We start from the raw sequence: 21,910 nt of genomic DNA on the forward strand, positions 1-21,910 counted from the left end.
CCGCCATGATGGTCTACTCAGTGCGCAGCGAATTCTCCGACCCGCAAACCCGCCAGCGCTACCTTGACTGGCTCACCGGCGGGCACGCCCAGGCCTTGATCACCCAGGGCGGCGCTCTGCGCGCGGAGGTGGCGCTGCTGGACGACGGCTGCGTCGAGACGCGTTACCTGTTCGCCTCCCGCGAGGCGTTCGCCGCCTACGAGGCGGGTCCCGCGGTGGCCCTGCGCGCCGACAGCGTCGCCAAGTTCCCGCCCTCGGCCGACATCCGCACCACGCGATCCACCGGCGATCTCGCGGGTCTGTACGATTCCTGACATCGAAAAGCTTTTGGCCTTCGATGTCCCAGGTGCTCATGCCTTCGAACGCGCTCCATCCGTGAGCGCGCCTTGCGAAGGGAGCACCATGAGCACCAAACTGCTCGCCCGGGTCGCCCTGCTCGGCCTGGCCGCCATGGCCGCGCTGACCTCGGTCGCCGCCCCGGCAACCGCCGTGCCCAACCTCACGCGCACCAGCGCGACCTCGGTCGCCGACTCCACCCAAACCAAGGAGGCGCTGGCCCAATGTCCCGCCGGGACAAGGGTTCTGGGTGGAGGCGGAACCATCAACGGTGGCGGCGGCAACGTCCACTTCATCCGCCTGCAGGCACTCGGCAGCACTGACCGTTTCGCCGCCGCGGCCATGGAAGACGGAAACTATCCGGGTTCCTGGTCGGTGACCGCTTGGGCGATCTGCGGCCAGCAACCGGCCGGGCTCACCTACGTGTCCTTCGTCTCGCCCGACAACCCCGATGAGCACAAGGACGCCGCGGTCGAATGCCCCGATGGCACCGTCGCGATCAGCCACGGCGTCCGCGTCGTCGGCAGCACCGGCCACGTGGTCATCGGCGGTTTCGGGCCGTTGGCGCCCACCGGTACCAAGGCAAACGCCACCGAAGACCAGCATGGCGAACCGGCCGACTGGGACCTGTGGGCGCATGCCGTCTGTGCCAGCTCACTGCCCGGCCAGCAACTCGTCTGGGCCGACGACATCCCGGCCGACTCCAACCCGGACATCGTCACCGTCAACTGCCCCACCGGAAAGCGCGTCCACGGTCTCGGTAGCACCATCAACCAGAGCTTCGGCGAAGTCTTTCACGTCGCGCTCGTCCCCAACGCGGCCCTGACCGCGGTCACCGCCACCGCGATCGAAGACAGCAGCGGAGCCGCCTTCAACTGGTGGACCCGCGTCTACGCCATCTGCGCCTTCTAACAGCGGCTCGACCATCGCAGGGGGTCAGCCTTTTACGGCCCCCTGCGTGAAGCCGGTGATGAAGCGGTCGAGGAAAAGGTTGAAGACAAACGCTATCGGGAGCGCCACCAGGACGGTGGCCGCTTGGAGCGACTGCCAGAAGAAGACGTCGCCGCGGATCAGCTCGGTCGGCACTCCGGTGGAGATGACTTTTTCCGACGACGGCGACACGAAGGCCAGCGCGTAGATGAACTCGCTGGCGGTCAGGGTGAAGGCGAAGACGATGACCGCCACGATGCCCGGGAAGGTAAGCGGGACAACGGCTCTCCAGAAAGCGCCGAGGCGGCTGTAGCCGTCGACCATGGCCTGCTCTTCGATGTCACGCGGGACAGCTTTGAGGAACCCGATGAGCAGCCAGATGGAGACGGGGATGGTGATGGTGGGGTAGATCAGCACCAGGGACCAGGTGGAGTCCTGCAGGCCCGCCGCGACGACTATTCGGGACAGGGAAAGGAACAGCAGGCTGGGCGGGACGAGGTAGACCAGGAAGATGGCGATGCCGAACCAGCCGGCCCACGGGCGGTCGAGCCGCGCCAGCGCATAGGCCGCAGGGAGTCCTAACAGGAGGGTGATGCCGACGACCAGAACGCCGACCCACAACGTGTTCCAGGCGAAGGTACCAAATGATGCATTGGTGAAAAGGTAAGTGATGTGATCGGGCGTCGGCGGACGGTTGTACAGAAACGGGTTGTTGTCCGGGTTGTAGAGGTCGCGATTCTGCTTGAACGCCGTGACCAGACTCCACAGGAAAGGCGCCGCGCTGCAGAGGGCGACCATGATGGCGGCAAGGTAGAGCGGGGCACGGCGCATCACCGAACCTCCAATCGCCGCACGGCTCGCAGGATGGCAATGGCCGCGGCCAGCAGGAGGGGGAAGAGGAACAGCGCGATCGCCGCGCCCTGGCCGACGTCGCCACCGTCGATGCCGCGGAAGAAGGCCCAGCTGGTCAGCACCTGGGTGGCGTTGTTGGGACCACCGTTGGTGAGCACGTCGACAACGGCCATGTCGGTGAAGGTGAAGATGGCGCCGAAAAGGGCCGACACCGCGATGACCGGCATGGTCATCGGAATGGTCACCTCGAACATGCGCCGCCAGTAGCCGGCGCCGTCCATGCGCGCCGCCTCATCCATGTCCTTGGGGATGGCCACCAAACCGGCCATCATGATGACGGCGGCCAGCGGGGTGAGCCGCCACACGTGCACGGCGATGACCGAGGCCATGGCCAAGGCGGGCTCGCCGAGCCAATACATGTTGGAGCCGTTACCCGCCTCCGCCAGGAAGCCAAGCTGGCGAAGCACCCAGTCGATCGGGGAGTAGATCGAGTCCAGCAGCCAGAGCCAGGCGACCGCGCCGAGCGTGGCCGGGGTGGTCCAGGGCAGCAACACCAGAAAGCGCACCACCCACTTGCCCCGAAAGTCGGCGACCAGAATGTTGGCGACGATCTTTCCCAGTACCACGATGAGAAGCATCGAAATCGCGGTGAAAAGGAACGTGTTGCCCAGCGACTGCCAGAAGACCGGATCGTCGAAGATACTCCGGAAGTTATCCACCCCAACGAAATCGAAACTCGGATCGCCGGACGTGACGTCGGAGAAGGCGAGCCCGACCGCAAGCACGAAGGGGACTCCGACGAGCGCGAGGATGTACACCACGCTGGGCATAAGGAAGATCCAGGCCAGCGCGCCATCGCGGTCGGCGACTCTGGTCCTCATGGCTGGGTCCGCAGGCCGGTGCTCGCGTCGAAGTACCGCAACCTGTTGCGGTTGATGGCGAAGTCGTAGGTCTCGCCCGCGTGCACCTCGGAGGTGACGGTGGCGGGAAGGCGAGCGATGACCCGGCTCTTCTCGCCTGCCCCGGTGGCGGTGCCGTAGAGGTGACGGTCGCCGGAGAGGTATTCCATGCGGTCAACGGCCAGCTTGACTTGCAGCGCATCGGCGCCGACGACCGAGGCCGGAAGCAGGTGCTCGGGCCGGAAGCCGACGAGCTTCCCGTCGTTGGGCACGAGGTTCATCGGCGGCGAGCCGATGAAGGTCGCGACAAAGGTGTCCGCTGGATCGTCGTAAACCTCGGTCGGCGGGCCTACCTGGCGTACGGTTCCGTTGTTCAGCACGGCGATCCTGTCGCCCAGGCCCATCGCCTCCACCTGATCGTGCGTTACGTAGATGGTGGTGGTCGCCACCTCCTGCTGGAAGCGCTTGAGCTCGTCGCGGGCAGAGGCGCGCAATTTTGCGTCCAGATTGGACAGAGGCTCGTCGAGCAGGAAGACCTGCGGGTCGCGCACCAAAGCACGGGCCAGCGCCACCCGTTGCTTTTCGCCGCCGGAGAGCTGGCGGGGCTTGCGGTCAAGCAGATGGCCGATGCCGAGCAGCTCGGCCGCCCAGGTTGTTTTGCGTTCCCGCTCGGCGGGCGCCATCTTGGCCGCCCGCAACGGGAACACGATATTTCCGCGCACTGTCTTATGTGGATAGAGCGCGTAGCTCTGGAACACCATGGCGATCTGCCGTGCCCTGGGCGGGAGCGCGGTCACCACCTGGCCGTTGATCAGCACGTCACCCGAGGTCGGCTGCTCCAACCCGGCGATCGTGCGCAACAGGGTCGTCTTGCCGCAGCCCGACGGCCCCAGCAGCACCAGGTATTCGCCTTCGTTCGTGGCAAGGCTCACGCCATCGATGGCGCGAACCTTGCCCGAGTCGAACTCTTTGACCAGCTGAGCGACCTCAACGATCGCCATCAGCCACCCACCAGGCCCCTCGCCCGCCACTTCGCGAAGATCGGGGTGATCAGGCCCTCGGCCTCGGTGACCGCCTGTTTGGCAGTCAGCTCACCACGAGCCGCCTTGGCGAACATGTTGGGGATGATGAACGTGCTGAACACCTCGCCCTCGGCCGGGCTGGCCGGGCCGGGATGCCCGATGTTGGTGCTCCACTTGGTGCCGTCGGCCAGCAGCTTGAGCTTGTCGGATGGCTTGGAGCCGAACGGATCGCTGGCCAGCCATGCGTTCAGGTTTGGCGTCAGCTTGTCCCACGCGCAGAAGTCGTAGAGCTTCGACGCGTAGGTGGCCGCGGCGTAGTTGGTGGTGTAGTGCAGCAGGAATTCCTTTGCCGCATCGGCATTCTTGGCGTGCTTGGGCACCACCCAGTTGTACATGACGTGTTGCGCTGCCAGCGCGCCCTGCGTGCCGCGCAAGGCCGACACGAAGTGGATGTCGTCGGCGACCTCGGGCGCGGTGCCCTGGGCCGTGCGGTAGGCCGAAATCGAGTTCACGGCGTAGGAGAGCTTGCCCGCCACCAGACCCTGGTTGTTGCTCGCCGCGTTCCACGAGAACACCTCGTTGGTCATGGTCTGCTTGAACAGTTTGGCCATATATTCCACGGCGGCGACCGTCTGGTCGGAGTTGATGACGACCTTTTCGCTCGCGTCCTGAATCGACGAGCCGAACGACCACATCAGCGCCCGCAGGACCATGTTGGAGTCGATCTCTTGCGACATCCCCAGGCCCATCTGGATATTCTTTGACTTCATTATCTCTGTCCCGCCCGTGAGCAGCTCGTCCCACGTCGACGGACCGTTGGGCAGGCCCACGCCCGACCACAGGGTCTTGCGATAGTTGCCCGGGTCGGGCACCCAGCCGGGCGAATAGGCGTAGAACTTCCCGGTTTTCGGGTTGAGGCTTGACTTGCGGCACAGCTCCAACTGCGGGCCGTGGCGCTTGACCGCTTCGTCGGTCACGTCCTTGAGGTCGAGCACGCCTTCCTCGAAGCTGGACAGGCAGGCGATGAACTGGACCAGGTCGTGACCCTGCCCAGCCGAGATCTCGGCGGCAAGACGGGTGGTGATCTGCGCCTGGTCAATGTGGTCGACGGTAACCTTGACCCCGGTCTTGCCGCCCCAATCAGCGCAGAACTTGTCGAACCAGGTGTCGTGACTCGGAACAAAATGGCTCCACAGCAGGATCTTCAGCTCGCCGGAGATCTTGCGGGTCGGTTCCGCAAAGGTTTCAGCGGGTGCTCCGACGGAGCCGGTGGGACCCCCCGGGCCTGGGTCCTCTTCGGACGCGCAGGCCGCCAGTGCGGCTCCGAGTCCGAGTGCGCCAACACCGTGCAACACTGCGCGCCTAGATATTTCGGACATGCAATTGAGGCTAACCGGTCAGCTCAGCGCGCGATAGAGGCGACCTTGGCTCCGGTTAGGCGGATGAGATCCTCGGCCGATAGTTGGACCTGCAGACCGCGTTTACCAGCCGATACATAGATCAACCCATTATCCAAAGCAGACTGATCGACTATGGTTGGCAGGCGTTTACGCTGGCCCAACGGGCTGATTCCACCTCGGACATATCCCGTCACCCGCTCGGCCAGCTCCCGCTCAGCCAGCGCCGCCTTCTTGCCTCCCGCCGCCGACGCGAGCGCTTTGAGGTCTATGTCCCCGGTAACCGGAACCACCGCGACTGTCAGATTTCCGTCCACTTCGGTCACTAAAGTCTTAAAGACCCGGCCCGGCTCGGCCCCCAGCGCCTCCGCGACCACGGCACCATAGTTAGGAGTGTCGGCGTCCACCGAATAGGGGTGAAGCGTGTGCGCCACCTTCTGCTTGACCAACAAAGCGGTCGCGGGAGTTCCCTGACTAGCCACACCACAAATCCTATTTCCACACTTTGCGCCGCGCCGTCGTGGCCGCCCGCCGTATCTCCCGGCGGCGAACGACATGCCCGTGCGTGGTCACCCTCCCAGCGGCTCCGCCGCCCCACCCGCCACCTTCGGGCCCCCATGCCGCTGCCGCCCATGCCCGTGTGCGGCAGCGTAGCCGCCGGGCAGGACCAAGCACGCTGCTGCGGCTGCCTCCACCTGCTGCTTTCACGGCGCCTGGATCTTTGCGTTAGGGGAGTGAGGCAGAGGTGTAGGTGCCGTGGAAGTGGACGGGCGGCCGTCGGTGACTGGTGTGATCGGGGCGGTGGGGTTGGGGCGTTGTTTGCGGAGGTTGCTGTGCTGGTCGGCGGCGTAGCCGCCGGGCGCGACCGAGCACGGAGGTGGCGTTGCCGCCCGGGAGGTGCGGCGGATGACCACGACGGGCCGGCGTGGAGAGAAAGAGAAAGAAGTCGCAGGTATGGGGGTGATTAGGTGGTGGGGGTGGCGATTATGGCGACGGGGGCACCGGCTATGCGGGTGAGGATTAGGGAGGCGGGGTTGGGGCCGTCTAGGCGGAGATCTTTGCGGAGTGAGTCGACGTCGAGGGCGGAGCCGCGCTTGAGGATTTCGAGGCGGCCCACTGCGCGTGTGCGCAGGGCTGCTCGTAAACGCTTGAGGGAGAACGGGAGGATCTCGTCGACGGCGAAGCAGCGGCCGAATGGGGTCGGTGTGGGACGGTCGGCCCAGACGTAGGCGATGTCTGGGTCGGCGAGGGTGCCGTCGACGAGATTGGCGAATTCGGCGACCAGGTGGGCGCGGACCACGGCGCCGTCGGGGTCGTAGAGGTAGCCGCGGGGATCGGCTACTGCCGCCCGGGCCAGGCCGGTTCCGGTCAGCTCGTGTGCTTCGGGGCCGCGGATCACGGTGGCCCGGCAGGCGACCTCGGCCAGGGGGCCGCACCAGGCGGCGGCCTCGACCACCTCGCCGTCGACGGAGACGAGCTCCAGCTCGGCGCCGGACGGGAGTAGGGCCTGGTCGATGCCAGGCGCGAGTTTGAGCACGGTGCTGGGCACACGTTCGGCTAGCGACACCACCCAGTCCCAGGGCGGCGAGTAGTCGGCCGGGCGGAAGATCCGTCGTGAGCCCGAGCGCCGGGCCGGGTCACAAAACGCCGCGCCGACCAGGCTGAGATCGAAGTCACGGGCGTCGCCGACCGTGATCGAGGCGGTCGGCGCGTTGAGCGCGGCGCACGCCGCCGTCACTGGGTCGGCCTCGACGCCGTATGCGGTCAGACCGGCCCGGATAAAAGCACGAAGATCGGCACCGAGCCCGCATCCCAGATCGGCCACGCTGACCGCGCCACTGCGGCTCAGCCGCTGCGCCCGGCGGGTCGCGACCGCCAGCCGGGTGGCCTGTTCGAGGCCGGCACGGGTGAGGTACATCTCGTGCGCGGCTGGACCGAACTTCGCCTCGCCCTTGCGTCGTAGGGTCGCCTGGGTCAGCGCGGCGGCCGCCAGCGACGGGCCGAATCGCGCTCGCAGGCTTGATGCGGCAGCGAGCCGATCGCCTTCGACAAGCGCGTCGGCGGCTGCCAAAGCCTGCTCCCCGGCGGGCTCCCGCAATAGTGCGAGCTGGGCTAAGTCCACCGAGACATCCTGGCACTCTCCTTGACGGAGTGCTAAAGGCGACCTAGTCTGGCGATTAGCACCCTCACTAGTAGAGTGCTAACTAAGACCGCCCCGGCAGGGCCGACACCCGCGACGACGGTGCTGCTCCGGGCGGTGAATTGGGACAAGTTTTCGATACCCCAGGAGGGTATGCTCGTGACTACCGCGACGAAGGTTGCGATCAAGCCGCTCGAGGACCGCATTGTGGTCCAGGCAAATGAGGCTGAGACCACCACCGCGTCGGGTCTTGTTATTCCCGACACCGCCAAGGAGAAGCCGCAGGAGGGCACTGTCCTCGCTGTTGGCCCCGGCCGCATCGATGACAAGGGCAACCGCGTCCCGCTTGACGTGGCAGTGGGTGACACCGTCATCTACTCCAAGTACGGCGGCACCGAGATCAAGTACCGCGGCGAGGAGTACCTCGTGCTCTCCGCCCGTGACGTGCTCGCGGTCATCGAGAAGTGACCTGATCAGTGGTCCGGCTTCCCTCACGGGTTGGCCGGACCACTGTCTATTAAGGAGATTATGAATGGCGAAGATCCTTAGCTTCTCCGATGAGGCGCGTCACCTGCTGGAGCACGGTGTCAACGCGCTCGCGGACACGGTGAAGGTCACGCTTGGCCCGAAGGGCCGCAACGTGGTGCTGGACAAGAAGTTCGGTGCCCCGACGATCACCAACGATGGCGTCACCATCGCCAAGGAGATCGAGCTGTCCAACCCTTACGAGAACCTGGGCGCCCAGCTCGTCAAGGAAGTCGCGACCAAGACCAACGACGTTGCCGGTGACGGCACCACGACCGCCACGGTGCTGGCTCAGGCCATGGTCCGCGAAGGTCTGCGCAACGTTGCGGCCGGTGCCAACCCGGCCGGCGTCAAGCGTGGCGTCGACGCCGCTGCCGCCAAGATCAGCGAGGCACTGCTGGCGAAGGCGGCCGCTGTCGCGGACAAGTCTGACATCGCCCACGTAGCCACCATCTCCGCGCAGGACTCGACGATCGGTGAGCTGATCGCCGAGGCGATGGAGAAGGTCGGCCGCGACGGCGTCATCACGGTCGAGGAGGGCTCCACCCTCGCCACCGAGCTCGATGTCACCGAAGGTATGCAGTTCGACAAGGGTTTCATCTCGCCGCACTTCGTCACCGACGCCGAGTCGGGCGAGGCCGTGCTTGACGATCCCTACATCCTGATCACCACGCAGAAGATCTCGTCGATCGAGGAGCTGCTGCCGCTGTTGGAGAAGGTCCTCCAGTCGGGCAAGCCGCTGCTGCTCGTCGCCGAGGACGTGGACGGCCAGGCCCTGAGCACGCTCGTAGTGAACTCCATCCGCAAGACCATCAAGGTCGCCGCGGTGAAGGCGCCCGGGTTCGGCGACCGCCGCAAGGCGATGCTGCAGGACATGGCGATCCTCACCGGCGGTGAGCTGGTCGCGCCGGAGCTTGGCCACAAGCTCGACTCGGTCGGTCTCGAGGTGCTGGGCTCGGCCCGGCGCGTCGTGATCACCAAGGACACCACCACGATCATCGAGGGTTCCGGTGCCGGCGACGAGGTCGAGGCGCGCGTCGGTCAGATCCGCAAGGAGATCGAGGCTTCCGACTCCGACTGGGACAAGGAGAAGCTGGCCGAGCGTCTGGCCAAGCTCTCCGGCGGCATCGCCGTCATCAAGGTCGGTGCCGCGACCGAGGTCGAGATGAAGGAGCGCAAGCACCGCATCGAAGACGCGATCGCCGCGACCAAGGCCGCTGTCGAGGAAGGCATCGTGCCCGGCGGTGGCGCGGCCCTGGTTCAGGTCATCTCGGCGCTCTCCGACGACCTCGGCTTCACCGGTGACGAGAAGGTGGGTGTCTCGATCGTGCGCAAGTCGCTGGCCGAGCCGCTGCGCTGGATCGCCCAGAACGCCGGCCACGACGGCTACGTCGTCGTGAATCAGGTCGCGGCGGCCGAGTGGGGCCACGGCCTCAACGCGGCCTCCGGTGAGTTCGTCGACCTCGCCAAGGCCGGCATCGTCGACCCGGTGAAGGTGACCCGCAACGCGGTGCTCAACGCCGCCTCCATCGCGGGGCTGCTGCTGACCACCGAGTCGCTGATCGTCGAGAAGCCGAAGAAGCAAGAGGCCGCGAACGGCGGCGGACATGGCCACGGTCATGGCCACGGCCACCAGCACGGCCCCGGCTTCTGAGCCGAAAGCCGACAGACACTTTGCCCCGGCGGGGATAACCTGCCGGGGCATTGTCGTGTCTGGAGGCCTATGCAAGCCGCGGTTCGCACCAGGGGTCTTGGCTGGTCGATGTTTTGGGCGCTGGTCAGCTATCTCGTGACCACCGTCGGCACCATGCTCGCCAACTATCTGACCCCGGCCGAGGTGACCCCGCTGCAGGGGTCACTCATCTCGACCGGCGTCGGTCTCGTGGTGGTCATGGCCGGGGTCTTCATCGATCGGGCGAAATCTGGTCGCCCACAAGAGCTTCCGCCTCCCGCGCCGGTGTATCCGGGCTATAGCGTGCCGCGGAGCAGCCCTCGACCGCGCACGATGCCATGGGTGCTGGCGATTGTCGTGGTGCTGTTGCTGTGTGGGTGCGGGGGAGTCGGCGTCACCTACGCCGCCCAGTGGATCGGCGGCAAGATCGTCACCGATGTCGAGTGCATGCAGCATCCCGACCGGTGTGTGGAGAAGGGCCCGAGCGTCTCCCGCTTGGCGCAGCCGGTCTCCAAGTCGGCCGGCTATGTCACGGTGACCATCACGAAGCTGGCCGTGGCCGAGAAGAACGTGCTGGTGACCATCACGGTTAAGAACGGCGGGCCGCGGGAGATCGTCATGCCCTCGATCCAGCTGACCATTCCGGGTGCGCGCACCCTGCAGCGCGACAGTCTGGCCGGCGATTGGTCGGAGGGAAGCGTGCCGGCCAATGGCGAACGCACCGGGCTGCTCTTCTTCGACGGCGTGATCGCGGGCGACGTCACCAAGGTCACGCTGGCCTTCACGCAGATCTTCAGCGGCGACTTCAACGCGCCTAGAAACATAGCCGTCGATCTCCCGTTGATCACCACTTCGTAAGAACTTTTTGAGGCTCCATGGCGCAGACTTACGCCATGGTGTCGAAGGGTCGGGCCGCGCTCGCTGGGGTCGTCGCGGCAGCGGTAGCGCTGGGTGTCGCCGAGGTGGTGGCGGCCCTGATCGGGCCGCAATCCGCGCCGCTGATCGCGGTCGGCGGGGTGGTCGTGGATTCCATCCCGGAGCCGGCCAAGCAGTTCGCCATCTCCATTTTTGGGGTCTACGACAAAGTCGCACTTCTGGTGGGTACCAGTCTGCTGCTGGCCATTTTCGCGGCGCTGATCGGCATCGGGGCAAGTCGCGACCGCCGCTGGGGCTACGCCGGCATCGCCGTCTTCGCCGCGATCGGCATCGCCGCCGCCCTCACCCGCCACAACGCCACCTGGCTCTGGGTCCTGCCGACCCTGATCGGCAGCGCCGCCGCGCTCTTCGTTCTGTTCCGCCTCTTGGACCTCGCGGAAACCACCTCGCCCGCCGGTGCAGACACCGCACCGCGTGCGACGGCAGGAGGCTGGCCCGACGAGGAGGGAACGGAAACCCGCGCCGCGGCAATGGCGCCACGCGGCGAGCAAAGGCGAAGTTTTCTCGGCTGGGCCTTGGGAACGGCCGCCGTGGCCGTGGTCGCCGGGCTTGGCGGGCGCTGGCTCAGCAGCCGCCGCACGGCCGAGCTCGCCCGCAAGGAAGTGGTGCTGCCACCGGCTTCCAGCCCTGCTCCGGCGCTGCCGGCCAACATCGATCCGCCGGTGGGGAGCCTGGAGAAGTATGTGACCCCCAACCCGTACTTCTACCGGATCGACACCTCGCTGGTCACGCCGCAGGTGGATCCGGCCGCATGGAGGTTGAAGATCCATGGGCGGGTGCGAAACCCTTTCACACTCACGTTTGACCAACTCATGGCCCGGCCGATGATTGAGCGCTACGTGACCCTGGCCTGTGTGTCCAATGAGGTCGGTGGTGACCTCATCAGCAACGCCAAGTGGTTGGGGGTACCCGTAAAAGACCTGCTCGACGAGGCCCAGCCTGAGGACGGAGCCGACCAGGTGGTGAGCCGCTCGGTGGACGGCTGGACCTGTGGCACCCCGACTTCGGTGTTGCGCGACGGGCGGGATGCGATGCTGGCCGTCGGCATGAACGGTGAGCCACTACCGGTGGAGCACGGCTTCCCGGTGCGGATGGTGACCCCCGGCCTGTACGGCTACGTGAGCGCCTGCAAGTGGATTACCGAGATCGAGCTCAGCTCCTTCGCCGACTTCGACGCCTACTGGATCCGGCGGGGCTGGTCCGCGCAGGGGCCTATCAAAACCCAGTCGCGCATTGACGCCCCAAGGGACGGGGCGAAGGTGACCGCGGGGGAGACGGTGGTGGCCGGCATCGCCTGGGCGCAGCATCGCGGCGTCAGCGTGGTCGAGGTAAGCACCGACAACGGGGCCACCTGGCAGCAGGCCGAGCTGAAAGGCGCTGTGTCAGCCGATACCTGGCGCCAGTGGACCCTGCCCTGGAAAGCCGCGCCTGGCAAGCACACGATCATCGTGCGGGCCGCGGACAGCACCGGTGAGCTTCAGCCGAGCCGCCCTGTGCCGGTGGTGCCGGACGGGGCCGAGGGCTGGCATTCGATCACCGTGACGGTGTCGTAAGCCGCGCTTCAAGCCCGCGCACATCGAGCTCGCCGCTCCAGCCCTCGCGGAGGATCTGTAAGCGCTCGTGCTCGGTAAAACCGCCCCATACCCCGTAGGGCTCTCTTGTGCTCAGCGCGTAAGCCGCGCATTGCGCCCGCACTGGGCAGCGTTCACAAACACGTTTTGCCGCGTTTTCGCGCCGACCACGGGATGCGCCTCGTTCTCCATCTGGGTGGAAGAACTGGGCGCTGTCGCGGTCTCGGCAAGCGCCACGGTGCTGCCAGGCCCAAATGTCGGCTATCGGACCGGGAAGTCTATGGAAGTGAGCCACCTGACCTCCTTGGGGGATGGGAGGCTGTTTTGCGCAACGTACGCACGTTACTCCTCGTGCGTCCAGTTGTCGTCACCCGTTGGATGATCAGGTAGTACTAGCCCAAGTTTTCGTACACATTCCCCGAAAGTGCGTAATGATCTGGCTAACTCGTGGTCTTCTTCGCAGGAGAGAGGGGGATCACCGTGCAGACCGTCCTCGTATGCGTCAGGACAGCACAGAGCGCGGCGACAATCGCATCGTGTGCTGAAAGGCTTGGCGTCGGTGCGGGTGTCCGCACCGCGACCAGCGCGGCAGATGCCATAGCTCAGCTTGGCACCTTTCCGGCCGGGATAGTCTTCGCCGATACGGCATTGACTAAGCCCGACACGGTTGGCTTCACCCGCCGGGTGCTGGCCATCGCCCCACAGACTCAACTGGTGCTCTTTGGGCCAGAGGAGCCCGCGGTGGCGCAGGGTGCTATTCGGGCTGGAGCGCGCGGATTGATCGGTGGCACCGATCTCGATCCGGCCAGCGCGGCTGCGAAGGCTCTGCTTTTGGTGGCTCGGCTTGCCGCGCCGCCCGCGCCTTCGCTTCCCCCGCCGCAATTGCCCAAGGGGCGCACCCAGGTGGCCACCTATCCGGCCACCGCGGTCGTTCCCGCGCAACGTGTCGACGTGCCCATCACGGCGGCCGCCCGCCTCGGTCCGCTGGCGCGGCCGGTGCGCTCGGTGACGCTCACCGAACGTGAGCTTCAGGTGTTGCGTGGGATGGCCGACGGACAGAGCAACGCGGAGATCGGCCGTGAGCTCTTCGTGTCGGAGGACACCGTCAAAACACACGCCCGGCGCCTGTTCCGCAAGCTGGGCGCCCGTGACCGCGCCCACGCGGTGGCGGCCGGCTTCAGAGCAGGATTGGTCAGCTAAAACACCCACCATGAGACGCACGGGTCGTGGCCCAGCACACCGAGCCACGCCCCTGCGGGTGATTTAGCGCAAGGTGGGCTGAACGCGAAGCGTTCAGCCCACCTTGCTGCCAGCTACTTGTCCTCTTCGACCATGTCGTCGACGGCGTCCGCGTACCCCCGCGCGTACTCCCAGGTCACATAGTGATCAGGATCTGGGTCGTAGGCGGGCTCGTGCACGCGGGGCCGGCCTGAATCGAGAAGATGCTTCAGGTTGCCGCGTAACAGATCCCAGTCGAAGTAGTGCGGCTCGCGGCAGTCTTCGCAGTCGACCACGAGACCGCGGACCCCCTTGGGAGTGAGCAGCACCTGGTAGATCTCCAGCTCTGACAGATCGGCGAGCAGGTCCGCGCGTTCCTGCGTGGAGAGCTCGCCGTAAGCGTCACCGTCCAGATCATCAAGATCGGCGGTGGGATCGGCGGGATCCCCGTGGAACGGGTCAATCGGCTCGTCGTGCACCCCTTCACGTTAGTACCCAATCGAGTCTGTGGCTCGGTCACCTGGGTAGGATTCGGAAGATGGACAGCATTCCACTTGGCCTGACCTTCGATGACGTTCTCCTAGTTCCGGCTGAGTCGGACCTGATTCCCAGCCAGGTAACCACCGCCACCCGGCTGACCCGCGAAATCACCCTTAATATCCCGATTGTTTCCAGCGCGATGGACACCGTGACCGAGGCGCGCATGGCGATCGCGCTGGCCCGCCAGGGCGGCATCGGCACCCTGCACCGCAACCTGGCCATCGAGGAGCAGGCGGCCCAGGCCGACCTGGTGAAACGCTCCGAATCGGGCATGATCACCAACCCGGTCACCTGTTCGCCTGACGACACCCTGCGCGACATCGACGCGCTGTGCGCCCGCTACCGGATCTCCGGCGTGCCGGTGGTCGACGGCAGCGGCACGCTGGTGGGCATCGTGACCAACCGCGACATGCGCTTCGTCTCCGACCTGTCGGTCCGCGTCCACGAGGTGATGACCTCGATGCCGCTGGTGACCGCGAAGGTGGGAGTGTCCAAAGAGGAGGCGCTCGCGCTGCTTCGCACGCACAAGGTCGAAAAGCTGCCGCTGGTCGACGAGGCCAACCGGTTGCGTGGCCTCATCACGGTCAAGGACTTCACCAAGAGCGACCAGTACCCGAACGCCGCCAAGGACGACGCGGGCCGGTTGCTCGTGGCCGCCGCGGTCGGGGTGGGCGACGAGGCGGGCTACAAGCGGGCCCGGGCTCTGGCCGACGTGGGCGTCGACGTGATCATGGTGGATGTGGCGCACGGCCACAGCAGCGCGGTGATCGATCTGGTGTCCCGGTTGAAGAAGGAGACCTCGGCCCAGATCGTCGGCGGCAACGTGGTCACCTTCGAAGGGGCCAAGGCACTCGTCAACGCGGGCGCCGATGCGGTGAAGGTGGGCGTCGGGCCGGGCGCGATCTGCACCACGCGAGTGGTCGCAGGCGTTGGCATGCCTCAGATTACGGCCATCATGGAGGTGGCCCGGGCGTGCCGGCCGGCCGGGGTGCCGATCATCGCTGACGGCGGCATCCAATACTCCGGCGACATCGCGAAGGCCATCGTGGCCGGCGCTGACACCGTGATGCTGGGCGGGCTGCTGGCCGGCTGCGCGGAGTCGCCGGGCGACCTGATCTTCTCCAATGGCAAGCAGTACAAGACTTACCGCGGCATGGGCTCGCTCGGCGCGATGATGGCGCGGGGCCCGGCCGCGCAGAGCTACTCCAAGGACCGCTACTTCCAGGCCGACGTGACGAGCAACGAGAAGCTGATCCCCGAGGGCATCGAGGGCCAGGTGCCCTATCGTGGCCAGGTGTCGACGGTGGCCTACCAGCTCGTCGGCGGCCTGCGCCAGGCCCTGTTCTACAGTGGCGCAGACAGCATCGCCGAGCTGCAGAAGCGCGGCAAGCTGGTGCGGATCACCTCGGCCGGTTTGAAAGAGAGCCACCCGCACGACATTCAGATGACCGTGGAAGCTCCCAACTATTCATCGAGGTAATCATGCGGGACATGGTCGAGGTTGGACTCGGCAAGTCAGCACAGCGTGGGTTTCATTTGGACGACATCGCGATCGTGCCCACCCGCCGCACCCGCGATGTCGACGATGTGTCGACCGCTTGGCAGCTTGACGCCTACCGGTTCGGCATTCCGTGTGTGGCGCACCCCTCCGACGCCACCATGAGCCCCGACACGGTCGTCGCCCTGGGCCAGGCCGGCGGCCTCGGAGTGCTCAATGTCGAGGGTCTGTGGACCCGGTACGAAGACCCGACCAAGCTGCTCGCCTCGGTGAAGGAGAGCGAGAACCCGACGGTCACGCTGCAGGAGCTCTACTCCGAGCCGATCAAGCCGGAGCTCATCGCGGAGCGGGTCCGCGAGATCCGCACGGGTGGGGTGACCGTCGCCGTGCGCGTCTCGCCACAGCACACGCTCAAGCTGGCGCCCGTCATCCTCGACGCCGGGGTCGACCTGCTGGTCATTCAGGGCACGCTGGTCTCGGCCGAGCATGTGTCCACGGTGGACGAGCCGCTGAACCTCAAAGAGTTCATCGCCGACCTCGACCTGCCCGTGATCGTGGGCGGGTGCACCAACTATCAGACCGCGCTGCACCTGATGCGGACAGGCGCGGCCGGGGTCATCGTGGGCATCGGCGCGGATGATCTGTCCAGTACGGACACTGTGCTCGGGATCAGGGTGCCGATGGCGACCGCGATCGCCGACGCGGCCGCTGCCCGTCGCGACTATCTGGATGAGACCGGCGGGCGTTACGTGCACCTGATCGCCGACGGTGACGTGCACACCTCCGGTGACATCGCCAAATCGCTGGCCTGCGGGGCAGACGCGGTCATGCTCGGCATGCCGCTGACCATTGCGGCCGGCAGCCCCGCGGGCGGGTTGTGGTGGCATCCTTCGGCGAGCCACCCCAAGCTCCCGCGTGGGCACGTGGGGACGATCGACGATGCTCCTTCGGTACCCCTCGAAAAGCTTTTATTTGGCCCCTCAGACGACGCCGGCGGAGGGCTCAATCTCTTCGGTGGCCTCAAACGAGCCATGGCCAAGTGTGGCTATCGTGATCTAAAAGAGTTCCAGAAGGTTGGGTTGATGCTCGATCGCTGAGGTAGCTTTCCCGCCATGGGCAAGTCTGCATGGGTGCTGACCGGTGTCGCGGTCACGGTGTTGGCTGCGTGCACCACGACGCCTTCCAAGCCGCTGTTTACCGAGGAAACCGCTGCTCCCGAGGTTTCTTCCTCGGCGGCCGCCCCCAGCCTGGGCGGCATAGGTGACCCCTATTACCCGACTTACGGCAACTCGGGCTACGACGTGGAGCGCTACGACCTGAAGGTCGAGTACACGCCGAACAACGATCAGATGATCGGCCATACCCAGATCAAGATGACGGCCACCGATCAGCTGACCCGTTTCCATCTCGACTTCCACGGCATGAACATCAGCCAGCTGACGGTCGATGGGGCGAAGGCCGAGTTCTCCCGCGAGCAGGATGAGCTGATCATCCTGCCGCCCAAGGCGATCGCCAAGGGCACGGCCTTCACCACCGTGGTCGACTACAGCGGGGTGCCGTCGGCGATCGGCCAGCCGGCGCTCGGCGTGACCGGGTTCCTGCACACGCCGGACGGCGCGATCGCCATCGGCGAGCCGGAGTCGGCCACCACCTGGTTCCCGGTCAACGACCATCCGCGGGACAAAGCCCTCTACTCGATCGAAGTGACCGTCCCGCAGGGGCTCAGCGCGATCAGCAACGGCGTGCTTGCCGGTGAGACGACCGCAGGCGGAAAGACCAGCTGGCGCTGGGAGGTCACCTCCCCGATGGCCTCCTATCTGACCGCGCTGGCCATCGGCAAGTATCGCGTCGTGAAGACCACCCATCAGGGGATGCCCATGGTGACCGCGGTCGCGGAAACCATCCCCAACGGGACCATCGACCGCGACATCGCCCGCACCGGTGAGATCGTCGACTTTCTCGCGAAGTCCTTCGGGCCGTACCCGTTCAACGCCTACGGCGGCATCGTCATCGACGATGACCGCATCGGGTTCGCCCTGGAGACGCAGACCAGGCCGATGTACTCCGACGGCTTCTGGCGCGGCGGGAGCAACACCACCGTGATGGCGCACGAGCTGGCGCACCAGTGGTTCGGCGACAGCGTCTCGGTCGACACGTGGCAGCACATCTGGCTCAATGAGGGCTTCGCCACCTACGCGCAGTGGATGTGGCAGGAAAGCCAGGGCGGCCCCAGCATCCAGAGCGAGTTCAATCGGCGGTACTCCGATTCGAGCAACAACATCTGGAAGGTGGCCCCCGGCGCGCCCGGCCGGGAAAACCTCTTCTCCGCCAGCGTCTACCAGCGTGGCGGGATGACCCTGCACCAGCTGCGCAAGCAGATCGGTGATGACAAGTTCTTCGAGCTTCTCAAGACCTGGGTCTCCGAGCAGCACGACGGCCTAGCCACCACCGACGAATTCATCGCCCTGGCGCAGAAGATATCCGGCAAAGACTTGGACCAATTCTTCCAAGACTGGCTCTTCACCAAATCGCGGCCAGAAATCTGAGAAATACTAAGGTTTTCAGCGCGGCGCTGCACATTCGCAGCGCCGCGCTGGTGTCTGGACTGAGCGATCTTGAAGCCCCGCTCTTTGGGGCTTCAAGATCCCGAGGGAAGACGCCAGCTTGAGGCGGCGCTGCCCGCTTGTCGCTTTAGCGCAAGCTCAATGTCACAGAGTTGATGAAGCCGGTGTCTGCTGAGGCAGCGTCGCGGGCGCGTAGCCGCCAGGTGCCGTTGGCGACCTCACCGCCGAGGTTCACGGTGTAGGTCTGATTGATGTTGTCGGCACTGCCGCCTGTCCGGTTGTGCAGGAGGTAGGCACTTCCGTCCGGGGCGATGAGGTCCACGACGAGGTCACCCTTGAAGGTGTGGACGATGTTCACCGCGACCGTGCTGGCCGTCGACGCGTTGCCGGCGCAGCCGGAGATGACGATGTCACTGAACACGTTGGTGTTGTTGTCGGGAATGGACACATCAGTTCCGTTGGTACCGGTGCAGGAACCGCCCGTCGTGTTCACGGTCCAGGTGAATCCGGCCGAGCCCGTGCCGCCGCCGGAAGCGGTGACGGTCACGCTGTAGGTGCCGACAGTTGTTGGCGTGCCTGAGATCTGGCCGCTACCCGAGTTGATGGACAGGCCGGGCGGAAGCCCGGTGGCCGACCAGGTGTAGGGCGTCGTGCCACCCGTGGCGCTGTTGTTGAGCGTGACCGCGGTGCCGACCGCGGTCGTCTGGTTGCCCGGGTTGGCGACAACGGGTGCCCCTGGGGCGCCGCAGTATTGGGCTTCCTTGCCGATCGCGCGGTAGGGACAGTCCGCGTACTCGGACAGGATCAGCACCGCGGTCTTGTTCCGTGAGGTCTGCGCGGGGATCACCTCGTCGGGCGGGTAGAAGCCGCCGCCACCCGAAGCCGGGTACATCTCGAAGGTGTAGGTCCAGATCTGCTGGTTGCCCCACAGCCAGTCGGTGATGTCGCCATCGGTGATGTAAAGGTCGCTGCCCTGCATCGGGGTGTAGCCGTTGGTGTTGGCCATCTGGATGCCGATGGTGCGGAAGGTGGCCTCCTGGTCGGCGTTCAGGCCCGGCGCGGTGTTCGCCGTGGTGTAGCCGTAGGGCCAGAGCACCAACTCCGAGTAGGTGTGGAAGTCGATATTCGCTTTGATCTGCTGGACGCCGCCGATGCGCCGGCTGAGTACGAAGTCGCGGACGACCGCGGTCTCGGGCGCGGAGAAGGCGGACGGGCCGCGGTAGGTCTCCGAAGAGGTGCTGCCGCTGGAACCGCCGCAGCAGCCCCAGTTGTAGCCGAAGTTGCGGTTCAGATCTGTGCCCACATTGGACGATCCGGAGTTGGGCTGACGGTTCTTGCGCCACGATCGGTAGGAGCCGGTCGCGATGTCGTACTCGCCGCCGTCCGGGTTGAGGTCGGGCAGGATCCAGATCTCGCGGCTGTCCACGACGTTGCGCACGCGGGAGTCGGTGGCGTACTGGCCGGTGAAGGTGTTGAGCAGGTAAAGGGCCATCTCCACGGTCAGGTGCTCGCGGGCGTGGAGGTGGGCGTTGAGCAGGATTTCCGGCTCGTTCTCGTCGGTGGCGACGTTGTCCGAAATCTTGATCGCGTAGATGGCGCGGCCTTGGTAGGACTGCCCAATGGTGGAGACGCGCACCAGGTTCGGGAAGGCTGCGGCCACATTGTTGATCTCGGTGACCATCTCGGCGAAGTTGTGGTAGGCCGAGTCGGCCGAGGGGAAGTCCTGAATGCTGATGTCACCGGTGGTGGCCGCCGGCGGGATCAGTTCCAGGCCGAAGCCGAGCTTCTCGATGGCCCGCGCTTCGGTGCGCGTGGCGCTCACGTAGATCTTGCCGTGCTCGATGGAATCGATGGCTGCACCCGTACGGGCCACCGCGTTGCGATCGGCAAACGTCTTCGGCCCGATGATCATGTACTGGGCGGCGGTGTCGGTGCCGCCGTCCGGTGCGTCAGGCGCCCCCGTGGCCGGACCGTTCAGAACCATCGCCGCCCCGATGGCTATGACGGACACGAAAATCGCGACTTGTCGTCGCATTGAGACCTCCCTATTGGTGAAGCGAGTCCTCACCAGGGGATCACGAAGCTTTAGGTCATATCAATACATCAATTTTCAGCGATGGTTGCGCTAGGGTTACCAGCTGGTAATAATCACGACATGCGGTTTGACGTGGTCGTCATCGGTTCGGGGTTCGGTGGGAGTGTGGCCGCGCTCCGGCTGGCCGAGAAGGGCTATTCGGTCGCGGTGCTCGAGGCCGGGCAGCGGTTCGAGGACAAGGATTTCCCCAAAACCAGCTGGCGGGTACGCAAGTTCCTGTGGGCCCCCGCGCTGGGGTGCTACGGCATCCAGCGCATCGCCCTGCTTCGCTCCTCCACCAAGGGTGCCAGCGTCCTGGTCCTGTCCGGGGCCGGGGTGGGCGGCGGCTCGCTCGTCTATGCCAACACCCTGTACCGGCCATTGCCCGCCTTCTACGACGATCCACAGTGGAGGGACATAGCGGACTGGCGCGCCGAATTGGCTCCGCACTATGACACCGCGGAACGAATGCTCGGTGTCGTCACCTACAACCGGACCACTCCCATGGACGAGGCCATGCGCAAGGTGGCCGAGCGGATGGGAGTCGGGGAGAGCTTCCACCCCACGCCGGTCGGCGTCTTCCTTGGCACACCGGGTGTCCGCGTCGAGGACCCGTACTTCGACGGCGCCGGCCCGGCCCGCAGCGGTTGCCTGCACTGCGGCAGCTGCATGACCGGTTGCCGGCACAACGCCAAGAACACCCTGGTGAAGAACTACCTCTACTTCGCCGAAAAGCTTGGCGTGCAAGTGTTCGCGCGCACCGAGGTGACGTCGGTCAAACCGCAGGGGGCGGGTTATCGGGTGACCGCGAAACGTGGCCGGGTCTTCGAGGCCGACCAGGTGGTCTTCGCCGCAGGAGCCCTTGGTACACAACGTCTTCTGCACAAGATGAAGGCCTCGGGCGATCTTCCGAGGCTCTCCAGGAGGCTCGGCATGCTCACCCGCACCAACTCCGAGTCGTTGCTCGGCGCGACGGTGCTCCCGCGTGAGGCACGACGCCGCAAGCTCGACTACACCGAGGGCGTGGCGATCACGAGCTCGTTCCATCCCGACGAGCGGACCCACATCGAGCCGGTTCGCTACGGCAAGGGATCCAACTCGATGGGGCTGCTGCAGTCGGCGCTGACCGACGGGGGCAAAGGCCGCTTCGGGCGGTGGCTCAAAGCCATGTTCAGCTGGCCTTTTGTCTACCTTCGGGCGATCTCGGTCAGGCGCTGGTCGGAGCGGACCATCATCGCGCTGGTCATGCAGTCGCACGACACCTCCCTCAACGTGCACTACAAGCGGGGCCGGCTGCGCTCGGCGCAGGGGCATGGCGCACCGAACCCGACCTGGATTCCGGAGGGCAACACGGCCGCCCGGCTGCTGGCCGAGGAGATCGGCGGCGTCCCGGGCGGATCCTTGCCGGAGATGGCCGACATCCCGGTCACCGCGCACATTCTCGGCGGGGCGGTCATCGGGGCCGACCCTGAATCGGGCGTGGTCGACCAGTACCACCGCGTCTACGGTCATCCCGGCCTGCACGTCGTCGATGGCGCCGCGGTGTGCGCGAACCTGGGCGTGAATCCGTCGCTAACCATTGCGGCACAGGCAGAACGGGCCTTCTCCCACTGGCCGGCCAAGGGTCAACCCGATCCCCGGCCGAGCCTGCCGGTCAGCTGAGCGCGCAGACCTGTGGCTCAAACATGAAACTGGCCTGATCTTTACCTGAATTTGACTTTTGAGCCTCAGCCTGT

General features: G+C 65.8%; 20 protein-coding genes. 11 read left to right on the forward strand and 9 right to left on the reverse strand.

Features of this window, described 5'->3' with window-relative positions; all coding sequences use genetic code 11:
• The first annotated feature begins 5 nt into the window (after positions 1-5).
• Positions 6-314, forward strand: a complete 309-nt coding sequence (locus Rhe02_RS12090; RefSeq protein WP_203908248.1) for a DUF4286 domain-containing protein — start codon at positions 6-8, stop codon at positions 312-314.
• Between the two features lie 88 nt (positions 315-402).
• Positions 403-1,248: a hypothetical protein gene (locus Rhe02_RS12095; RefSeq protein ID WP_203908249.1), complete on the forward strand. Its 846-nt coding sequence runs from the start codon at positions 403-405 to the stop codon at positions 1,246-1,248.
• A gap of 24 nt (positions 1,249-1,272) precedes the next feature.
• Here Rhe02_RS12095 and Rhe02_RS12100 read toward each other — a convergent pair whose 3' ends face one another.
• The 6 genes from Rhe02_RS12100 to Rhe02_RS12125 all read right to left on the reverse strand — a co-directional run bounded on the left by Rhe02_RS12100 (position 1,273) and on the right by Rhe02_RS12125 (position 7,558).
• The gene (locus Rhe02_RS12100) at positions 1,273-2,097 is read right to left on the reverse strand and encodes a carbohydrate ABC transporter permease (protein WP_203908250.1); all 825 of its coding nucleotides are present in this window, start codon (positions 2,095-2,097) and stop codon (positions 1,273-1,275) included.
• On the reverse strand, positions 2,097-2,999 hold the full coding sequence (locus tag Rhe02_RS12105; protein WP_203908251.1) for a carbohydrate ABC transporter permease: 903 nt from the start codon (positions 2,997-2,999) through the stop codon (positions 2,097-2,099). The genes Rhe02_RS12100 and Rhe02_RS12105 overlap by 1 nt, the downstream gene beginning before the upstream one ends.
• On the reverse strand, positions 2,996-4,018 hold the full coding sequence (locus Rhe02_RS12110; protein ID WP_203908252.1) for an ABC transporter ATP-binding protein: 1,023 nt from the start codon (positions 4,016-4,018) through the stop codon (positions 2,996-2,998). Before Rhe02_RS12110 ends, Rhe02_RS12105 begins: the two co-directional genes overlap by 4 nt.
• On the reverse strand, positions 4,018-5,418 hold the full coding sequence (locus tag Rhe02_RS12115) for an ABC transporter substrate-binding protein (RefSeq protein WP_203908253.1): 1,401 nt from the start codon (positions 5,416-5,418) through the stop codon (positions 4,018-4,020). The genes Rhe02_RS12110 and Rhe02_RS12115 overlap by 1 nt, the downstream gene beginning before the upstream one ends.
• 23 nt (positions 5,419-5,441) lie before the next feature.
• On the reverse strand, positions 5,442-5,918 hold the full coding sequence (ybaK, locus tag Rhe02_RS12120; protein ID WP_203908254.1) for a Cys-tRNA(Pro) deacylase: 477 nt from the start codon (positions 5,916-5,918) through the stop codon (positions 5,442-5,444).
• Positions 5,919-6,400: 482 nt separating this feature from the next.
• The gene (locus tag Rhe02_RS12125) at positions 6,401-7,558 is read right to left on the reverse strand and encodes a class I SAM-dependent methyltransferase (RefSeq protein ID WP_203908255.1); all 1,158 of its coding nucleotides are present in this window, start codon (positions 7,556-7,558) and stop codon (positions 6,401-6,403) included.
• 177 nt (positions 7,559-7,735) lie between these two features.
• On the opposite strand from Rhe02_RS12125, the gene groES reads away from it, so the two are divergent.
• The 4 genes from groES (at position 7,736) to Rhe02_RS12145 (ending at position 12,262) form a co-directional block, all read left to right on the forward strand.
• Entirely contained in the window at positions 7,736-8,044 is a 309-nt protein-coding gene (groES, locus tag Rhe02_RS12130; protein ID WP_505973674.1) for a co-chaperone GroES, read from the forward strand.
• A 64-nt stretch (positions 8,045-8,108) separates the two neighbouring features.
• Complete coding sequence (gene groL / locus Rhe02_RS12135; protein ID WP_203908256.1) at positions 8,109-9,755, forward strand: chaperonin GroEL; 1,647 nt, start codon at positions 8,109-8,111, stop codon at positions 9,753-9,755.
• 108 nt (positions 9,756-9,863) lie between these two features.
• A complete protein-coding gene (locus Rhe02_RS12140) occupies positions 9,864-10,631 on the forward strand; it encodes a hypothetical protein (RefSeq protein ID WP_203908257.1) in 768 nt (255 codons plus the stop codon).
• Between the two features lie 35 nt (positions 10,632-10,666).
• Positions 10,667-12,262 carry a molybdopterin-dependent oxidoreductase gene (locus Rhe02_RS12145; protein ID WP_203908258.1) on the forward strand — a complete coding sequence of 532 codons (1,596 nt, stop codon included), beginning with the start codon at positions 10,667-10,669 and terminating at the stop codon, positions 12,260-12,262.
• On the opposite strand, the gene Rhe02_RS12150 is transcribed toward Rhe02_RS12145, so the two are convergent.
• On the reverse strand, positions 12,243-12,575 hold the full coding sequence (locus tag Rhe02_RS12150; RefSeq protein ID WP_203908259.1) for a WhiB family transcriptional regulator: 333 nt from the start codon (positions 12,573-12,575) through the stop codon (positions 12,243-12,245). The two genes, Rhe02_RS12145 and Rhe02_RS12150, sit on opposite strands and share 20 nt — an antisense overlap.
• A gap of 185 nt (positions 12,576-12,760) precedes the next feature.
• Here Rhe02_RS12150 and Rhe02_RS12155 point away from each other — a divergent pair, with 185 nt between their 5' ends.
• The gene (locus Rhe02_RS12155; RefSeq protein WP_203908260.1) at positions 12,761-13,480 is read left to right on the forward strand and encodes a helix-turn-helix transcriptional regulator; all 720 of its coding nucleotides are present in this window, start codon (positions 12,761-12,763) and stop codon (positions 13,478-13,480) included.
• A gap of 113 nt (positions 13,481-13,593) precedes the next feature.
• Here the strand turns inward: Rhe02_RS12155 and Rhe02_RS12160 are convergent, their stop codons facing one another.
• On the reverse strand, positions 13,594-13,977 hold the full coding sequence (locus Rhe02_RS12160) for a DUF5319 domain-containing protein (RefSeq protein ID WP_203908261.1): 384 nt from the start codon (positions 13,975-13,977) through the stop codon (positions 13,594-13,596).
• Positions 13,978-14,036: 59 nt separating this feature from the next.
• Here Rhe02_RS12160 and guaB point away from each other — a divergent pair, with 59 nt between their 5' ends.
• From guaB to Rhe02_RS12175, 3 genes are read left to right on the forward strand one after another with little or no spacing between them, the layout of a single operon-like run.
• Complete coding sequence (gene guaB, locus Rhe02_RS12165) at positions 14,037-15,518, forward strand: IMP dehydrogenase (protein ID WP_203908262.1); 1,482 nt, start codon at positions 14,037-14,039, stop codon at positions 15,516-15,518.
• A gap of 2 nt (positions 15,519-15,520) precedes the next feature.
• Positions 15,521-16,633: a GuaB3 family IMP dehydrogenase-related protein gene (locus Rhe02_RS12170; protein ID WP_203908263.1), complete on the forward strand. Its 1,113-nt coding sequence runs from the start codon at positions 15,521-15,523 to the stop codon at positions 16,631-16,633.
• 15 nt (positions 16,634-16,648) lie between these two features.
• Positions 16,649-18,082, forward strand: coding sequence for a M1 family metallopeptidase (locus Rhe02_RS12175; protein ID WP_203908264.1), 1,434 nt, complete (start codon positions 16,649-16,651; stop codon positions 18,080-18,082).
• Positions 18,083-18,227: 145 nt separating this feature from the next.
• Here Rhe02_RS12175 and Rhe02_RS12180 read toward each other — a convergent pair whose 3' ends face one another.
• Positions 18,228-20,135 carry a M14 family zinc carboxypeptidase gene (locus Rhe02_RS12180; protein WP_373320623.1) on the reverse strand — a complete coding sequence of 636 codons (1,908 nt, stop codon included), beginning with the start codon at positions 20,133-20,135 and terminating at the stop codon, positions 18,228-18,230.
• 120 nt (positions 20,136-20,255) lie between these two features.
• On the opposite strand from Rhe02_RS12180, the gene Rhe02_RS12185 reads away from it, so the two are divergent.
• Complete coding sequence (locus Rhe02_RS12185; RefSeq protein ID WP_203908265.1) at positions 20,256-21,836, forward strand: FAD-dependent oxidoreductase; 1,581 nt, start codon at positions 20,256-20,258, stop codon at positions 21,834-21,836.
• Positions 21,837-21,910 lie beyond the last annotated feature (74 nt).

The organism is Rhizocola hellebori (assembly GCF_016862955.1).
Classification (GTDB): Bacteria; Actinomycetota; Actinomycetes; order Mycobacteriales; family Micromonosporaceae; genus Rhizocola; species Rhizocola hellebori.

Bases quoted from the DNA above. Each gene is read 5' to 3' on its own strand.
- Rhe02_RS12090 (WP_203908248.1), top strand. From the start codon at position 6: ATGATGGTCTACTCAGTGCGCAGCGAATTCTCCGACCCGCAAACCCGC.
- Rhe02_RS12095 (WP_203908249.1), top strand. From the start codon at position 403: ATGAGCACCAAACTGCTCGCCCGGGTCGCCCTGCTCGGCCTGGCCGCC.
- Rhe02_RS12100 (WP_203908250.1), bottom strand. From the start codon at position 2,097: ATGCGCCGTGCCCCGCTCTACCTTGCCGCCATCATGGTCGCCCTCTGC.
- Rhe02_RS12105 (WP_203908251.1), bottom strand. From the start codon at position 2,999: ATGAGGACCAGAGTCGCCGACCGCGATGGCGCGCTGGCCTGGATCTTC.
- Rhe02_RS12110 (WP_203908252.1), bottom strand. From the start codon at position 4,018: ATGGCGATCGTTGAGGTCGCTCAGCTGGTCAAAGAGTTCGACTCGGGC.
- Rhe02_RS12115 (WP_203908253.1), bottom strand. From the start codon at position 5,418: ATGTCCGAAATATCTAGGCGCGCAGTGTTGCACGGTGTTGGCGCACTC.
- groL (WP_203908256.1), top strand. From the start codon at position 8,109: ATGGCGAAGATCCTTAGCTTCTCCGATGAGGCGCGTCACCTGCTGGAG.
- Rhe02_RS12140 (WP_203908257.1), top strand. From the start codon at position 9,864: ATGTTTTGGGCGCTGGTCAGCTATCTCGTGACCACCGTCGGCACCATG.
- Rhe02_RS12145 (WP_203908258.1), top strand. From the start codon at position 10,667: ATGGTGTCGAAGGGTCGGGCCGCGCTCGCTGGGGTCGTCGCGGCAGCG.
- guaB (WP_203908262.1), top strand. From the start codon at position 14,037: ATGGACAGCATTCCACTTGGCCTGACCTTCGATGACGTTCTCCTAGTT.
- Rhe02_RS12170 (WP_203908263.1), top strand. From the start codon at position 15,521: ATGCGGGACATGGTCGAGGTTGGACTCGGCAAGTCAGCACAGCGTGGG.
- Rhe02_RS12175 (WP_203908264.1), top strand. From the start codon at position 16,649: ATGGGCAAGTCTGCATGGGTGCTGACCGGTGTCGCGGTCACGGTGTTG.
- Rhe02_RS12180 (WP_373320623.1), bottom strand. From the start codon at position 20,135: ATGCGACGACAAGTCGCGATTTTCGTGTCCGTCATAGCCATCGGGGCG.
- Rhe02_RS12185 (WP_203908265.1), top strand. From the start codon at position 20,256: ATGCGGTTTGACGTGGTCGTCATCGGTTCGGGGTTCGGTGGGAGTGTG.